Raw genomic sequence first — 14,846 nt, forward strand, 5'->3', positions numbered from 1 at the left:
ACCGGCCACAGCATACGGCAGGCGAAAAATTTCACCGGCCAAACAATAATAAAAATTTAAGTTAGATGCCCGTGTAGGTCTTTTTTTACCAGCAAACATCTTGCGGAACCAGCCTGTTATCTTTTCTTGCGTTCCGCGCTGGCTGGTTTTTAGTTTCTGCGGCAGATTTCAATGGTTGATAATAAAAAAACAGCAACCTGATTTTTTTAGTTAAAATACTTTTTATTTAATTTAAAAATTAAATATTGTCATCTTTTTGAAGCGGTGTTTTATATGGAGTGTTTAAAAATCGATACGAGTAAGTTAAAATATTGCTTCACTCATCTATTTTCGATAGTACTAAATATAATGCTGCAACAAAATAAAATTTTCCCTGCGTTATCTCTCATCGCGATGTTAGTCAGTGCGACAGCACATGCTGAAGACGCTAACGAAAAAACAGACGTACTTCTGATTGGCGGCGGTATTATGAGTGCCTCAATGGGCACGTTACTGCAAGAGCTCCAGCCTGACTGGAAACAGCTCATGGTTGAAAAGCTGGATGGTGTTGCGCTCGAATCATCCAATGGCTGGAACAATGCCGGTACGGGTCACTCCGCCAATATGGAGCTGAACTATACGCCAGAACGTCCAGACGGTTCGATTGATGTGTCTAAAGCGCTTGAAATCAACGAATCCTTCATGATTTCTCGCCAGTTCTGGTCATCCCAGGTAAAGCGTGGCGTGTTAAACGATCCGCACTCTTTCATCAACTCTACGCCACATATGAGCTTTGTATGGGGTGACAAGAACGTTGATTACCTGACTAAACGTTATGAAGCGCTGCAGCAGACTACGTTGTTTCAGGGGATGAAGTTCTCTACCGATCAGAATCAGATCAAGCAATGGGCTCCTCTGATTATCGCCGGGCGCGATCCCCACCAGAAAGTGGCTGCAACCTGGACGCCGGTTGGCACCGACGTCAACTATGGCGAAATTACACGCCAGCTGGTGGGTAGCCTGAAAAAAGACGCTAACTTTAAGCTGGAAACCTCGTCTGAAGTTACGGGCTTTAAACGTAACAGCGATAACTCCTGGCACGTCACTATTACCGACGTGAAAAGCGGCAAAGAGCACGCTGTAGATGCTAAATATGTCTTTATTGGCGCAGGCGGCGGGGCGTTAAAACTGTTGCAGGAAACGGGCATCCCGGAAGCTGAGAATTATGCAGGTTTCCCTGTCGGCGGTTCGTTCCTGGTCACAGAGAATCAGGACATAGCCCGTCAACACGCGCAAAAAGTTTATGGACAGGCTTCTGTGGGTGCGCCACCGATGTCGGTACCGCATCTGGATGCGCGTTTCCTGGATGGTAAACGTGTCGTGCTGTTTGGGCCATTTGCGACCTTCTCGACCAAGTTCCTTAAAAACGGCTCTTTCCTCGATCTGTTAAGTACCACTACGACCAAAAACGTGGGTCCTATGACAGACGTAGGGCTTGATAACTTTGACCTGGTGAAATACCTGATTGGCCAGGTGATGTTAAGTGACGAAGATCGATTCGAGGCGCTGAAAGAGTATTATCCGTCAGCGCGTAAAGAGGACTGGAAACTCATTCAGGCAGGCCAACGCGTACAGATCATCAAGAAAGATGCTGAAAAAGGCGGCGTACTCAAGCTGGGAACTGAAATCGTTACCGATAAACAGAAAACCCTGGCTGCGCTGCTGGGCGCTTCTCCGGGAGCCTCTACCGCTGCGCCTATTTCCATCAACGTGATGAAGGAACTGTTCCCTGAGCAATTCAAGTCGGCGGAGTGGCAGAGCAAGATCCGTAGCATCGTTCCTAGCTATGGACAGAAACTGAACGGCAACGTTGCGCTGACCCAGCAGGTTTGGGATGAAACGGCGGCAACGCTGCAGCTGGTAAAACCGCCAGTGATCCAGATGAAGGACGCTCAGGACTCTCCTCAGGCTCAACCTCAGAAACCAAAAGCCGCTGCTGAAGCTCAGCATGATATGGCTCTCTAATCCTTACGGATGATTATAAAGCCCCTGAAGTTCTCTTCAGGGGCTTTTATTATCAGGTCGCTGCACGACAAATTCTACCTTTGCCATGTAATCTGCGTTAGAACTAAAAAAGCCAGATATGAAGACTCACACTTTTACATTTATGTGAATTGCAGCCGGGCAAGTTATGGTGTTATTCAGCATTGCTACTTTCTATTAAAAAGCGTTTTGTAAATGCCAGATAACGGCTGTCTGCTATACCCCGTTTGATACCCTTGTCGCGTAGTATGAGGTATTAACGTAAATTAGCCTTACGCATTGGCATTCTGTCGATGGTAGAAAGCAAATCTTCTGAAGTAAGCGGTGTTTTTTGACGGATTTTCACTCCGCCATCTTTACCGACCAGTATCACTTCGAAACCATCGGGCTTAAATTGCGAACGCAGCTGGCCACTGGCAGCGGGTGAGGTATCACTTAGCACGATGATATCGCGATCCGCTAAATCAGCTTTGCTTTGCTCTAGCATGGCAATTTGCCTGACATAGTCAGCATCTTTTTCAGATGGAGCAAATACAACAACAGGGCGATTATGCCACTGATACTGCTCAAGGCTTGCTGTATCAGGGGGCAAAGAGTCGAACATCGTTGTACCTGCTGTCAGCGCAGAGCTGTAAAACAACAATGACAGCACCAACATGCCTGAAGCCATAACGGCGTTATGAGACAGATATACTTGTGTTGGTAGTAAATATTTCATACGCATCCTTTACTCCTCTTAGTCAGGCTGACGGTATTCAGATAAAAAGAATGATCGGACAGATAAATGCGGGTCATATAACAACAGTAGTGTAGCTGGCCAGGTATGAACGTCTTCTTTTGTATATTTACAACGAGAGGGAACAAGAAACTCTATTCAAGACTGCGCTGGAGATGCACTCTGGCAACGCTTCGCCAGGCGCAGGCCGCCGGACAGGTAAGCGAAATCTTCCCGCCGGCGTTTCTGCTGACTACCATCATGGCCATGTTTGTAGCGTAGTCCGTCGCCAGTCCGTTTAGGCTTCACTCTGACATGGCTCAGCAGTCGCCACGGGCTTCCTGAGCTTCTCGGACAGCTGCAGGCTGACCAACGCCAGTACAATGAAGGCCACCGACATCCCGGCCAGCCCGTAAAATCCTGCCACCGGATAAACCCAGGAGGCCACCGCTGAGCCAAAGCCTATGCCCCCGAACATAAAGGCACTCGTCAACGCCAGCGTAATGCCGCGATGCCGGGCAGACGACAGTTCAACGATCCTGCGCTGCTGGCTGGGCCAGAGCAGGTCAGTAGCAAAGGCCCAGAAAACGAGCGCCGCCAGCAGCACCCCCAGCGCTTTCGGCAGCAGGGCAATCAGCGCCGTATCTACGATGAGCAGTGTCATGCCCGTTAGTAGCAGCTTTACAGATGTAAAGCGTGTCGCCGCCCGGGTGACCCAGAGGTTTCCCAGCACCCCGGCTACGCCCAGCACTGCCAGCGCCGCAGAGACCGCATGCGTGCCGCCAGCGTAGGTGTCGCGGATGAGTGGAGAGATAAAAGAGTAAAAGCTGTAGACCCCTGAGGTGATGAAAAACACCACCAGAAATGCCGTCAGGTATTTCCCCTCAGACAGGACGTCCGCCATCTCGGCGAGCCGGATACGCGAACCCACACTTTCATCCGGCACCGTCAGCAGGATGTTCAGCCCGCTCAGCAGGCTCACCAGTCCGACCAGCGCAAACAGTGCTTTCGCCCCCCATATGCCGGCAACCCACGCGGCGAGCGGAATACCGGCCAGGCTCGCCATCGATACCCCGAGAAGCACCATGCCGATAGCCCGCCCGCGCTGCTGTTCATGTACCAGCTCAGAACCCAGCGCAACCAGTACCGGGCCGATAAACCCTGCACCCACTCCCATCAGTATGCGGGAGGCAACCAGCGCACCGTAGGCCGGAGACAGCGCAAAAGCGAAGGCGCCCAGGCCAAAAAGCCCGATGCCCGTGAGTACCAGCTGGCGACGGCGCAGATGGCCAAACATGACCTGAACCAGCGGGGCGGCGAGTGCAAAGGTCAGGCCGAATATGCTCAGTAAGCGAGCGCTCTGCGCATCGGTCAGCTGCCAGGCAGCAGAGATAGCGGGCAGGCTGCCGGCGACAGACAGCGCACCGGTAGCCTGTACAAAGTAAGCGATGCTTAGCGCGCGCAGGGCGCGGCGCTGGGAAGACGTGATAGCAGCGTTCATTATTCATCTCCGGCATAAAAAAACAGGGGCTGGACGCCCCTGTAGCGTTTACTGAACAGGAATTGGGTTATCCGCTACGGACTGGTTGAACTGGTTCACCAGAGTATGCTCGTCTGCGCCTGGGTTATCGCGTACCGGCAGCACGCGATCGACGATGGCTTCGATGGTGTCGGTGCCGAGCTTGTCGAAGGTTTCGCGGATAAAGTCTTCCAGCGGCATGGCACGCGGATCGCCGCTCTTGTAAATCAGGTCGGTATCAACCCATGGCGGAGAAATTTCAATCACCTGCACGCCACTGTCGCGCAGCAGGAAACGCTGAGACAGGGTGTAAGAGTGAATGGCGGCCTTGGTGGCGGAGTAGAGCGCGTTGGTTGCCAGTGGCAGAAACGCCAGCACTGAGCTGTTGTTGATCAGCACCGCGTCAGGCTGCTGCTTCAGGTGTTCGATAAAGGCGGCACTGACGCGCACCGGCCCAAGAATATTGGTGTCCAGCAGGGTGACCGCCTGCGCATCGTCCAGCTCGCCGGCCGCGTTGTCGAAAGGCATGATGCCGGCGTTGTTGATCACCACGTTCAGCGCCGGATAGCGGGCCAGCACGCTCTGCGCGGCGGCTCTGATGCTGTCGGCGCTAGTCACATCCAGCACCACATAATCCATGCCCGGGCTGGCAGCGGTCACCTCCTTCAGCAGCGCCTCACGGCGCCGGAGATAATCACCTGGTTACCCAGCTGGTGAAATTTTTCTGCCATTGCGCGGCCGATGCCAGAGGTGCCGCCGGTGATAAAAACAGTGTTATTCGTCAGTTTCATGGTCATATTCCTTCAGATGATAAGTTTTAAGGTAATTAAGGTGTCAGGGTGGATCAGTGCATGGAAACAGGCTGATAGCGTGGAGCTGGCGCATCACTGCCAAGTTGCGGGATCATCGCCTGGCGTGCCTGCTCGTAATTTGTCCACAGGGTTTCGTCCTGCAGGGACGGAATGGTGATCAGCTCGCCGCGGGCAAAGCCGGTCAGGGCGGCATCCACCATCTCCTGTGCGCTCATGACGATTTTTGGGTCGAGCCGATCGACAGGCAGACCGCCGTTATCCCAGAAAGGCGTCGCGGTGGCGCCAGGCAGTACGGCCTGCACCTGAACGCCTTTGCTGGCCAGTTCGTGATGCAGCGACTGCGTAAATGCCAGAACAAAGGCCTTACTGCCGCCGTAGACGCCGTTCAGCAATTCGGGCGCGACGCTGACGATTGAGGCAATATTGATGACGGCGCCGCGTCCGCGGTCAACAAACCCGGGTACCACGGCGTAGGTCAGGCGGGTCAGGGCGGTGACGTTCAGGCTGATCATGGCGGTCATCTGCTCCGCGCTGCTCTGCAGCAGCGGGGTGTGGGTGCCAATGCCGGCATTGTTAACCAGAAGCGTGATGCTGGCATCCTGACGCAGCTTCTCTTCCAGGCTGGCAAGCTGGGCGGCATCGGCCAGGTCAGCTGCGACAACCTCGACGCTGCGACCGCTGTCGGTGGTGATATGCTCAGCCAGCTGGTTCAGGCTATTGTGGTTACGCGCCACGATAATCAGGTCATAGCCCATACGTGCCAGGCGGCCGGCGTAGAGTGCGCCCATGCCGGTGGAAGCGCCGGTGACAACGGCGGTGCCGCGGTCGGTGTGTGTCTGCTGCGTCATGATGTTCACCTTTTCAGTTATCGGGTTGGTGAATTCATAGTACGCAGTCGCGCACCGGCGCGGCTGACAAGAAAGGGCGTATTTCAGGACATCATGATGGCCGGATTAACGGACATCATGATGGAGGAGGGATAAAGAGAGGCGAGGCTATCAGGCTTTTCCGGTGCGTATAGACTGTGGCGGAATGCCATAGCCGCGCATAAAGACCTCGCGCATGTGGCGCCGGTCGCGGAACCCGGACTCACGCGCAATCACCTCCATCGACAGCCTGCTCTGCTCAATCAGCAGCCTGGCATTTTCCAGCCGCAGCGCCTCCACCGCTTTTGCCGGCGACTTGCCGGTTTCAGAACGGAACAGCCGGCTGAGCTGGCGCGCGCTGACGTGCACCGCATCCGCCATCTCTTCAATGGTGAGCGGCTTGCTGAGATTCTTGCGCGCATACTCCAGCGCGGACTGCAGGCGATCGCTGCGCGGCGCGAGCATCAGCATCTCCGAATGCTGGGTCTGCCCACCCGAGCGGCGATGGTGCATTACCAGCAGATGCGCCACGCTGCGCGCGACGTCCGCGCCCAGATCCTTTTCCACCATGCCCAGCGCCATATCAAGACCGGCGGTTAAGCCGGCGGACGTCCAGACGTGATCGTCGATGATAAAGATGCGGTCTTCCTCCACTCGAGTGGTGGGGTGCATCGTTTTCAGGGTCTGCGCGTGGATCCAGTGAGTGGTGGCGCGGCGCTGCGCAAGCAGTCCCGCCTGGCCCAGCACAAAGGCGCCGGTACAGATACCGGCCACGCGGCGCGCTTTCAGCGCATGAGTCTGCAAAAAGGTCACCACGCCGGGCGTTGCCGGCAGCTCAACCGGCGTCAGCACCCCGGCGATGAGCCAGGTGTCAACGGGCGCGTCCGCATCAAGCGGTTTGCTGTCAACGCTGAAGCCGTACGAAGATAAAACGGATCCACCCCTTTCAGAGTAAACCGCGCAATCATAGAAAGGTTCACCCTTAACCTGATTAGCGAACTCAAAGATACTCAGCGTGGACAACCCTAAAACCTGAAAGTAATCAGAAATCAGTAAGCCTACCCGATGCATCATATTCTCCTGTTACAGCCTGGCGCCGGAACCGTCTGGGTTGCCGGTATCGCTGAAAACGTTGAGCATTAACAATACCCTGAATAAGACGCTTCACGTACTGACTTTTTAAGTGTGCGTCAATCCTCCTGCAGAACCGGACTTTCTATCTTCACTTTTCACGTGAAAGTGTTTGCTGTTATTGCACCTGTTTTACAGCAGATGTCCGCACTACTATTCATTTCACACAAGGCAGCGGAAATAACAGGCCGCCCTGATAAATAACCCTGAAAATCTCAATCACTGATTAAGGAAATGAAAATGAAAACTGTAAAATCTGCTCTGATTATTGCCGCCCTGACCGCCATTTCATTTGGCAGCATTGCTCAGAGTGTTACCGCAACGGGTTCGACGCTGGATGAGGCGGAGTCACAAATTGCACAGCAGGCTAAAAAAGCGGGCTCTGATTATAAAATTACCGAAAGCTATGCTGGTAATCAGTTCCATATGACAGCCGAGCTGATCAAGTAAATATGAAAATGATGAAAAAGGGCCATTTATCTGAGTGGCCTTTTCTTTTTTATATTTCCTTGCACTCTTTTTATCAGCAATGTTTCTTTAAGAGCTGAAGCAGATAAGGCAACTCCGGCTTATCTTCATTCCACTCGTGAAAGTCTTTCCTGAAAAGGCTCTTTTCCGTTACGAGAGCGCTTATTAATATTTAACTCATACAAGGCGACCGAATTGAACGGCCACCTTAAAGTACTAACCTGACATCACAACGACTTTTAAAGGAAATGAAAATGAAAACTGTAAAATCCGCACTGATTGCAATCGCTCTTTCTGCTGTTTCATTCGCTGGTTTTGCGCAAAGCATTACTGCGACAGGTTCGACAATTGATGATGCTGAATCTCATATTGCGCAGCAGGCTCAGAAAACTGGCGCCACTTATAAAATTACCGAAAGCTATTCAGGTAATCAGGTACATATGACGGCGACGTTAGATAAATAAGCTTAGTTGGGAAGGGCCATTTCAGTGAAATGGCCCTTTTAATTCAGGCGCTCTGGTTGGCGGCTGATACAGCCTGCGCTCCCAGCGCGAAAGCCGGATGTGTACGCATTAACGCCGTAATAGACTTGAGATGTTCGCGCAGCAGGGCGTGCAGCTCCCGGATCGCGGGCGAAAACTGTTTACGATGGGGGCAAATAAGATTCAGCGGCACGGCTTCACCAGGCTGTTCGGGAAGCAGCACTTCCAGCCGACCAGCCAGCACATCGGTGCTGACATCGATCCATGATTTATAGGCAATACCCATTCCCGCTACTGCCCAGCGTCTCACCAAATCGGCATCATCGCACAGCATCCTGCTGCTTACCGTCAGCTGGCGGCGAACGCCATTTTCTGGAAATGACCATTTATCGTAAGCGTGTCCGTTAAGGGTATAGAGCAGACAGTGGTGACTGAGTAAATCATCAAGGTGCTGCAGCCTGCCATGCTTGCTGATATAGGCCGGTGAAGCGGTAAGCACGCGCCGGTTGTCTTCGGCCAGCGGCAACGCCACATAGCTGCTGTTTTCGAGCGTCCCGTAGCGGATAGCCACATCCACCGGATCGCGAAAAACATCGCTGACCTGATCGGACATAAAGAGGCGAAGGGATATTTTGGGATGTTTTTCGCAGAAGGCGGTGATCACCGGCAGGATGATGTTTCGCCCGATATCTGACGGAATGGCAATTTTCAGTTCACCCTGCATCTCATCTTCACTGCCCTGCAGGCGCTCAGTGCCTGCCTGCAGGATGGTCAGCATTTCCTGAGCATAAGGAAGCCAGGTTTCTCCTTCTGCGGTAAGGCGCAGGCTGCGCGTGGATCGCGCAAACAAGCGTTTATTCAGGTCGCGCTCGAGGCGATTGACTGCGGCACTGACCTGCCCGGGAAGAATATCGGCTTCACGGGCTGCACTGGAAAAGCTGCCCAGCGCGGCGGAACGGACGAACAACGTAACATCTTCAAGACGTATCATTCAGACTCCAGAATGCAAAACGTATTCAGATCCGGTCAGGCTGAGACATTACTGGCTATCAGAAGATCTGATAAAGCCAAGCAGGGCGGTGACGCGCGCCTGCCAGCCCTGCGGCTCGAGCCTGTCATTTGCTTCCAGACAGGCCTCAACCAGAAAAGACCAGATAATTTCTGCCATTACGCCGGCATTTTTTTGTAGCGGGATATTCATCCGTATCTGTTCAATGACCGCTCCGCGAAAGTCGCGCACGATCTCCAGCGCAGCTGCGGGCAGAACGGCAACTTCCCGTGTGGAGTTGATAATGAAGCAGCCGTTAAACGCAGGATTATTAAACGGCGCAGCCAGCAGGAACTGTTCAATATTTTGCCAGCCATACGGCTGTTTTTGTAACAGAAACTGAGCGGGCGCGCTACTGACATAGTGTTCAAGCGCGCTGACAAAAAGCTGCTCCTTACTGCAGAAGGTGGCATACAGGCTTGAGCGGTTAATATCCGTCGCTTCTTCAAGCTGGCCCAGGCTGGTGCCAGCCAGCCCGTTCTTCCAGAAGACCGGAATAACGCGGCTTAGAACATCTTCATTGCTTATTTTCTTGGGTCTGGCCATCGGGACCTCCGTTTTAAACCAATCGTTTTAATATGCATCCTGTCGGCAAAAAATACCAGACTGAAAAAAATAAAAAACTGATTGGTTCAAAACTGCTTGCCTTTTTACTGTGCCATTAGCTAGTTTTAAAACGAACAGTTTAAAACAGGATCGCAGCATGAAAACCGAGACTCTTTCAGCCCGATATGCCTTCTGGATTAGTGCCGCCGTAGTGGCCCATACGCTCTGGACCAGCGCAGCACCCGCAATGATCTATCCGCTCTATGCCGCACAGTGGCACCTGTCCTTTACTCTTGTAACGGTGATTTTTGCTGTTTATCCGCTGACAGTTGTGGTGACGATGCTGCTGTTTGCGGGCCTGTCCGACAGAGCAGGCAGAAAATATGTCATGCTCGTTGGCCTGCTCAGCTCTGCTGCGGGCGTGCTGATGTTTGCGGCTGCAGACAGCGTAGCTGTCCTGTTGGCGGGGCGGGTCATGATGGGAATAGGCGTGGGATTATCAGCAGGGCCTTCTGCCGCGGCACTGGTAGATTACGCCGGTCAGGGCGGCTCAGCGCGCGCGGGTGCTGTGACGCTCGGGGCGCAGTCGGTGGGGTTCGCCGCGGCCCTTTTACTGGCCGGGGCGCTGGTCACGTGGGCACCGGCGCCTACGCGCCTGAGTTTTTATGTTCTCTTTGCGCTGCTGATAGTCCTGATCGTTCTTTGTCTGTTCATCCCGGGCGACCGTCCTGTGGGAATGCCTTCCAGACTGCTGGCCCGCCCTGACGTGCCAGTATACCTGCGCCACACTTTCATCTATGCCGCGCTGGCGGTAACGGGCGCCTATACCCACGGGGTGCTCATATCATCTGTAGGCGCTCAGATTGCCCGTTCGCTCATCGGTTCACCCAGCCCGTGGATTAACAGCGTGGCGCTGGCACTTTTTCCCGTGGCGCTGGGAATCGCTGGAAGCCTTGCCAGAAAGATTGAGGCTCGCCGTTCAGTCATAACGGGATCGATTGTCTCCGCGACGGGTATGCTCAGCCTGTGTATATCCGTATCTGAACACAGTCTGGTTTTTTTTATCAGCGCCTCACTTATCTCCGGCGCCGGCTATGCCTTTATGACCTTTGGCGGACTGGGCCTGATTGCGCGCGAGGCACGGCAGTCGGATCGCGGCAGCGCCATGTCTATGCTGTTCGTTTTTGCCTATCTGTTTACCGGCGGGCTCGCCGTTGTCCTCGGCAAAATGGCCACACAGCTGAACCTGGCGGTGGCGGTGTTCACCGGCGCGTTGATCCTTATTTTCATCTGTGCAGTGCTGATTATTCTTGGTTTATTTCAGCTGCGCAGCACTAACCGGCTTTCTGCAGCCGACATCTGAAACGTTTCTTACCACTCGCCGGCGCTGAGATGTCATGCAGCGCTACAGGTTTCTTTTACCAAAATTCAGGAGAATACAATGTCCTTAAACATCTATCCGCTCAACCTGGGCAATATTACGCTCGATAAATCAGGTCTGGTGTTATTTCAGGATGCGGGCGTGAAAACCACGATCCCCACGCTGGGTTTCCTCATCACCGGCGGCGAGTATCCGGTGCTGGTTGATACCGGCTCGCGCTCAACGGAATATTACCGTCAGTTCGGATTTGAGGCTGAACAGACGCGCGAGATGACCCTTATATGGCTGCTTGCCCAGCATGGCCTGAAGCCTGCCGATATTCGCTACGTTATACATACGCATGCGCATGTTGATCATGCAGGGGGAGATTATCTTTTTCCCATGACCACAACGGTTTGCCTGTCGAGACGTGAGCTGTCATTCGCCGCCTCCGGCATTATGGGGCCGGCAATGTATGCGCTTGAAGATACCCGCCATCTGCTTGACCGCCTGTATACCAGAGGCGCGCTGCGCCTGTTCGATGTGGACGGTAGCTATGAAGAGGAGGTTATCCCGGGGGTAACGGTGCGCCTGAGCGGCGGTCATACGCCGGGTTCAATTTCTGTGCTGGTGGATACCGCCGAGGGCATTGCCAATATCAGCGGCGATGTGGTGTACAACCTGCAGGGCAGCCTTATCGATCCCTTCCTCGACAGTCTGAATCCTGGTGAACCGACCATTACCGGTAACCGGGCGATGTCGACGCTTGAGGAGAAGACCGCGATCAAAAAAGCCTTGGCCGGCGTCCGCTTTATACTGCCCAGCCATGATGTGCCTGCACTCGTTCAGGGAGGCAGGGTTATAGGTCTCCTGCATAATGCGATCTCTAATCCTGAAGCCCGCGTCACTGACTCTTCTGCCTACACATTGCTGTAATGTCTCCGCGGAGCCTGCCAGGCTCCGCTTTTCATTTAACCATCGATGAGCCCGCGCGGACCTTACTTTCACTGCAGGAGTGAAAGTGCTGATGGTTTTCCCACGTTTTTCTGCACGCGCTGAGCCCGTAATCTCTCATCAACGAATCGACAGCGATACTGCTCACGCCATAACAAACGGGAACCACACTATGAAAGCCATTGTATACAGCCAGAACGGACTGCCGGTTACCGATCCGCAGTCTCTTTACCAGACCGAATTACCAAAACCTCAGCCGGGCGAACACGACCTACTGGTAAAAATCAGCGCGATTTCGGTGAATCCGGTCGATATCAAAGTGCGCGCGGGCTCGCCTGTGACGCAGCCGCGCATTCCTGGCTGGGACGCCGTGGGCACAGTGGAGGCTATCGGTGAGAGCGTCACCCTGTTCAGGCCTGGCGACAAGGTCTATTACTCTGGCTCCATTGTTCGCCCGGGCTCGTATGCAGAATACAGTCTGGTTGACGAGCGTATTGCCGCTCATAAGCCCGCTTCACTGAGCGATGCCGACGCGGCTGCGCTCCCGCTCACTTCCCTTACCGCCTGGGAGCTGTTGTTCGACCGTCTTGAAGTGAAGGAAGGACACGGCGACGCCATTCTCATCATTGGTGCTGGCGGCGGCGTGGGTTCGGTGCTCACTCAGCTGGCCAGCAAGCTGACCGGTCTTCGCGTTATCGGCACAGCTTCCCGCGCGGAGACGGCGGAATGGGTGCGCGAACTCGGCGCTCATGACGTCATCGATCACTCCCGTCCGCTGCTGGAGGGCCTGCGTGAAATCGGTGTCTCTTCCGTACGTTACGTCGCGAGCCTGACGCACACCGACAAACACTATCAGCAGATTGTCGAAGCGCTGGCGCCTCAGGGCCGGCTGGCTGTTATTGACGATCCGGAAACGCTGGATGCCTTACCGCTCAAGCGTAAGGCAGCCTCCCTGCACTGGGAACTAATGTTCACCCGCTCGCTGTTCCAGACCCCGGATATGATCCGTCAGAACGAGATTCTGGAGAGCGTGCGCCGCCTGGTTGAAGACGGCACCCTGCGTACCACGAAAGGCGAGCACTACGGAAAAATCAGCGCGGAAAACCTTCGCCGGGCGCACGGCTTTATCGAAAGCGGCCGGGCACGCGGAAAAATCGTGCTGGAAGGTTTCTGATTTCCCTGCCGGTCAGGCTACAGGCCGGCTGGCCCATTCTCTGTCTCAGGAAGATGCAATGATGAAAACACATATGATGAAAACGGCGTTGGCACTCTCTGTGGCGCTGGTGGCGGGTGGCAATGCCCTGCATGCGCTGGCGGCGGATGCCCACGCGAACCCAACCCTCAGCGAGCTTGCTCAGGACCGTGCGATCGGCAAACCCGAAGTGGTGGCGACGTTCAGCGGCGCCATGCCGACCGGGGTCACCGTGACCGAAACGGGCCGTATTTTTGTGAATTTCCCGCGCTGGGGTGACGACGTTCCCTTTACCGTGGCCGAGGTAAAAGGGAACCGGCTGGTGCCTTACCCGGACGCCGCGATAAATACCGCAGACACTGCTGCTCCCCGCACACATTTGTTGAGCGTACAGAGCGTAGTGGCTGACGGCCGGGGCCGGGTCTGGATACTCGATACCGCCGCGCCGGGCTTTTCAAAACCGGTTGCAGGCGGCGCAAAGCTTGTCGCGGTTAACCTGAAAACCAATCAGATTGAGAAAACCGTTGTTTTCCCGGCTGACGTGATCAAACCCGCTACCTACGTCAACGATATGCGCTTCGATTTTCGCATCGGTAAAGCCGGCGTAGCGTACGTAACCGACTCTTCACTGTCCGGGACCGGCGCGATTATCGTTATCGATCTGGACACCGGCAAAGCGCTGCGCCGTCTGGAGGGCGATCGCACAACGTCGCCTGAGGCAGGCTTTTCGCCTGTCGTAGAGGGCGAAACGCTGCTTCAGCGTCACGCGGACGGAACAACCGCGCCGTTCAGTGTCGCCTCCGACGGCATTGCCATCTCTCCAGACGGTAAAACGCTTTACTACAGTCCGCTCTCGAGTCGTCATCTGTACGCCGTTCCCACCGCGCTGCTTCGCGACCCGGCCGTTACAGAGTCTCAGCTCTCGGCGTCCGTGAAGGACCTGGGTGAAAAAGGGGCGTCAGACGGCCTGGAAAGTGATGCGAAAGGGGCTGTGTATGCCGGTGACTATGAGCGTAATGCTATCCGTAAGCTGCCGGCAGGCGGGGAGTGGACAACCATTGCGCACGGTCCTGAGATTCTGTGGCCGGATACCCTGTCCGTCGGACCGGATGGCTATCTCTACTTCACCACCAACCAGCTGAACCGCCAGCCCGGTTTCCACGGCGGTAAGGATTTGCGTCAGAAGCCTTATGCCCTGTTACGCATCAAAATCAATGCAGCACCCGCACCCACGCACTAAATCATTCTACTTCAGGGGGCCAGAGGCCCCCGCTATCAGGAGCAGGCATGTTCAGTAAAATGTATGACGTTGATGAAGATCACATTGACTTTCAGAAGGTGGTAGACGGGCTTTACTACCCGTTTTATATGGAGTGGGCCCGTCACGCCTTCATGAAAGAGGCGCGGGGGATTGATATTGAAGAGGAGTTCAGACAGGGACGCATTTATATGGTGCTGGAGTACTCCCTGCGTTTCCGTCAAAGCCTGAAAAAGGGAGACAGAATTTTCAATGGTCGGCCGTGTATGCCCGAAGCGGTGACAAACGCGTTAACTTGCTGATTTTTTCCCAAACCCGGCGCGTCCGTGATGAAATTCATATGCGCCGGGTTTTCTGCATCACCTCTGGCTGCCCGAACGTCCTTAATTGCCTGCGATACGTGAGGGTCAGATACGCCATACCCTAACTGCCTTCCAGCCCTGTCGCCATTTCTCCCAGTGTAATGTGAAGCG

At 54.5% G+C, this 14,846-nt stretch carries 16 protein-coding genes; 8 read left to right on the plus strand and 8 right to left on the minus strand.

Annotation, left to right across the window (positions count from 1 at the left end):
- The first annotated feature begins 348 nt into the window (after positions 1-348).
- Positions 349-2,004, plus strand: a complete 1,656-nt coding sequence (mqo, locus tag JS46_RS04040; protein WP_033748328.1) for a malate dehydrogenase (quinone) — start codon at positions 349-351, stop codon at positions 2,002-2,004.
- Positions 2,005-2,278: 274 nt separating this feature from the next.
- On the opposite strand, the gene JS46_RS04045 is transcribed toward mqo, so the two are convergent.
- The 6 genes from JS46_RS04045 to JS46_RS04065 form a co-directional block, all read right to left on the minus strand.
- The gene (locus tag JS46_RS04045; RefSeq protein WP_152560665.1) at positions 2,279-2,740 is read right to left on the minus strand and encodes a DUF4174 domain-containing protein; all 462 of its coding nucleotides are present in this window, start codon (positions 2,738-2,740) and stop codon (positions 2,279-2,281) included.
- Positions 2,741-3,035: 295 nt separating this feature from the next.
- Positions 3,036-4,238, minus strand: a complete 1,203-nt coding sequence (locus JS46_RS04050; protein WP_033748329.1) for an MFS transporter — start codon at positions 4,236-4,238, stop codon at positions 3,036-3,038.
- A gap of 48 nt (positions 4,239-4,286) precedes the next feature.
- On the minus strand, positions 4,287-4,916 hold the full coding sequence (locus JS46_RS22815) for an SDR family oxidoreductase (protein ID WP_255351564.1): 630 nt from the start codon (positions 4,914-4,916) through the stop codon (positions 4,287-4,289).
- 5 nt (positions 4,917-4,921) lie between these two features.
- Positions 4,922-5,047, minus strand: a complete 126-nt coding sequence (locus JS46_RS24705) for an SDR family NAD(P)-dependent oxidoreductase (protein WP_255351565.1) — start codon at positions 5,045-5,047, stop codon at positions 4,922-4,924.
- Between the two features lie 53 nt (positions 5,048-5,100).
- On the minus strand, positions 5,101-5,916 hold the full coding sequence (locus JS46_RS04060; protein ID WP_033748331.1) for an SDR family oxidoreductase: 816 nt from the start codon (positions 5,914-5,916) through the stop codon (positions 5,101-5,103).
- A 150-nt stretch (positions 5,917-6,066) separates the two neighbouring features.
- Positions 6,067-7,005: a GlxA family transcriptional regulator gene (locus JS46_RS04065; RefSeq protein ID WP_033748332.1), complete on the minus strand. Its 939-nt coding sequence runs from the start codon at positions 7,003-7,005 to the stop codon at positions 6,067-6,069.
- A gap of 300 nt (positions 7,006-7,305) precedes the next feature.
- On the opposite strand from JS46_RS04065, the gene JS46_RS04070 reads away from it, so the two are divergent.
- Both JS46_RS04070 and JS46_RS04075 read left to right on the plus strand, forming a co-directional pair.
- Positions 7,306-7,515 carry a DUF1471 domain-containing protein gene (locus JS46_RS04070; protein ID WP_033748334.1) on the plus strand — a complete coding sequence of 70 codons (210 nt, stop codon included), beginning with the start codon at positions 7,306-7,308 and terminating at the stop codon, positions 7,513-7,515.
- 272 nt (positions 7,516-7,787) lie between these two features.
- On the plus strand, positions 7,788-7,997 hold the full coding sequence (locus JS46_RS04075; protein ID WP_033748336.1) for a DUF1471 domain-containing protein: 210 nt from the start codon (positions 7,788-7,790) through the stop codon (positions 7,995-7,997).
- 43 nt (positions 7,998-8,040) lie between these two features.
- Here the strand turns inward: JS46_RS04075 and JS46_RS04080 are convergent, their stop codons facing one another.
- Together JS46_RS04080 and JS46_RS04085 are read right to left on the minus strand one after the other, a co-directional pair.
- The gene (locus JS46_RS04080; protein WP_051905560.1) at positions 8,041-9,006 is read right to left on the minus strand and encodes a LysR family transcriptional regulator; all 966 of its coding nucleotides are present in this window, start codon (positions 9,004-9,006) and stop codon (positions 8,041-8,043) included.
- Positions 9,007-9,054: 48 nt separating this feature from the next.
- Entirely contained in the window at positions 9,055-9,609 is a 555-nt protein-coding gene (locus JS46_RS04085; protein WP_051905561.1) for a TetR/AcrR family transcriptional regulator, read from the minus strand.
- 157 nt (positions 9,610-9,766) lie between these two features.
- Between JS46_RS04085 and JS46_RS04090 the strand changes: the two genes are divergently transcribed.
- The 5 genes from JS46_RS04090 (at position 9,767) to JS46_RS04110 (ending at position 14,675) form a co-directional block, all read left to right on the plus strand.
- Positions 9,767-10,972 carry an MFS transporter gene (locus JS46_RS04090; RefSeq protein ID WP_033748337.1) on the plus strand — a complete coding sequence of 402 codons (1,206 nt, stop codon included), beginning with the start codon at positions 9,767-9,769 and terminating at the stop codon, positions 10,970-10,972.
- 78 nt (positions 10,973-11,050) lie between these two features.
- Entirely contained in the window at positions 11,051-11,905 is an 855-nt protein-coding gene (locus JS46_RS04095) for an N-acyl homoserine lactonase family protein (protein ID WP_033748338.1), read from the plus strand.
- Positions 11,906-12,095: 190 nt separating this feature from the next.
- Positions 12,096-13,097 (plus strand): zinc-binding alcohol dehydrogenase family protein, encoded by a 1,002-nt coding sequence (locus JS46_RS04100; protein ID WP_033748339.1) that lies wholly within the window; start codon positions 12,096-12,098, stop codon positions 13,095-13,097.
- 58 nt (positions 13,098-13,155) lie between these two features.
- Positions 13,156-14,355 (plus strand): major royal jelly family protein, encoded by a 1,200-nt coding sequence (locus JS46_RS04105; RefSeq protein WP_235212961.1) that lies wholly within the window; start codon positions 13,156-13,158, stop codon positions 14,353-14,355.
- 47 nt (positions 14,356-14,402) lie between these two features.
- A complete protein-coding gene (locus JS46_RS04110; RefSeq protein ID WP_051905562.1) occupies positions 14,403-14,675 on the plus strand; it encodes a hypothetical protein in 273 nt (90 codons plus the stop codon).
- The last annotated feature ends 171 nt before the right edge of the window (positions 14,676-14,846 follow it).

Source organism: Pantoea sp. NGS-ED-1003 (assembly GCF_000738765.1).
GTDB lineage: Bacteria > Pseudomonadota > Gammaproteobacteria > Enterobacterales > Enterobacteriaceae > Pantoea > Pantoea septica.

Bases quoted from the DNA above. Each gene is read 5' to 3' on its own strand.
- JS46_RS04090 (WP_033748337.1), top strand. From the start codon at position 9,767: ATGAAAACCGAGACTCTTTCAGCCCGATATGCCTTCTGGATTAGTGCC.
- mqo (WP_033748328.1), top strand. From the start codon at position 349: ATGCTGCAACAAAATAAAATTTTCCCTGCGTTATCTCTCATCGCGATG.
- JS46_RS24705 (WP_255351565.1), bottom strand. From the start codon at position 5,047: ATGAAACTGACGAATAACACTGTTTTTATCACCGGCGGCACCTCTGGC.
- JS46_RS04085 (WP_051905561.1), bottom strand. From the start codon at position 9,609: ATGGCCAGACCCAAGAAAATAAGCAATGAAGATGTTCTAAGCCGCGTT.
- JS46_RS04060 (WP_033748331.1), bottom strand. From the start codon at position 5,916: ATGACGCAGCAGACACACACCGACCGCGGCACCGCCGTTGTCACCGGC.
- JS46_RS04070 (WP_033748334.1), top strand. From the start codon at position 7,306: ATGAAAACTGTAAAATCTGCTCTGATTATTGCCGCCCTGACCGCCATT.
- JS46_RS04110 (WP_051905562.1), top strand. From the start codon at position 14,403: ATGTTCAGTAAAATGTATGACGTTGATGAAGATCACATTGACTTTCAG.
- JS46_RS04075 (WP_033748336.1), top strand. From the start codon at position 7,788: ATGAAAACTGTAAAATCCGCACTGATTGCAATCGCTCTTTCTGCTGTT.
- JS46_RS04050 (WP_033748329.1), bottom strand. From the start codon at position 4,238: ATGAACGCTGCTATCACGTCTTCCCAGCGCCGCGCCCTGCGCGCGCTA.
- JS46_RS04045 (WP_152560665.1), bottom strand. From the start codon at position 2,740: ATGAAATATTTACTACCAACACAAGTATATCTGTCTCATAACGCCGTT.
- JS46_RS04105 (WP_235212961.1), top strand. From the start codon at position 13,156: ATGATGAAAACACATATGATGAAAACGGCGTTGGCACTCTCTGTGGCG.
- JS46_RS04065 (WP_033748332.1), bottom strand. From the start codon at position 7,005: ATGCATCGGGTAGGCTTACTGATTTCTGATTACTTTCAGGTTTTAGGG.
- JS46_RS04100 (WP_033748339.1), top strand. From the start codon at position 12,096: ATGAAAGCCATTGTATACAGCCAGAACGGACTGCCGGTTACCGATCCG.
- JS46_RS04080 (WP_051905560.1), bottom strand. From the start codon at position 9,006: ATGATACGTCTTGAAGATGTTACGTTGTTCGTCCGTTCCGCCGCGCTG.
- JS46_RS04095 (WP_033748338.1), top strand. From the start codon at position 11,051: ATGTCCTTAAACATCTATCCGCTCAACCTGGGCAATATTACGCTCGAT.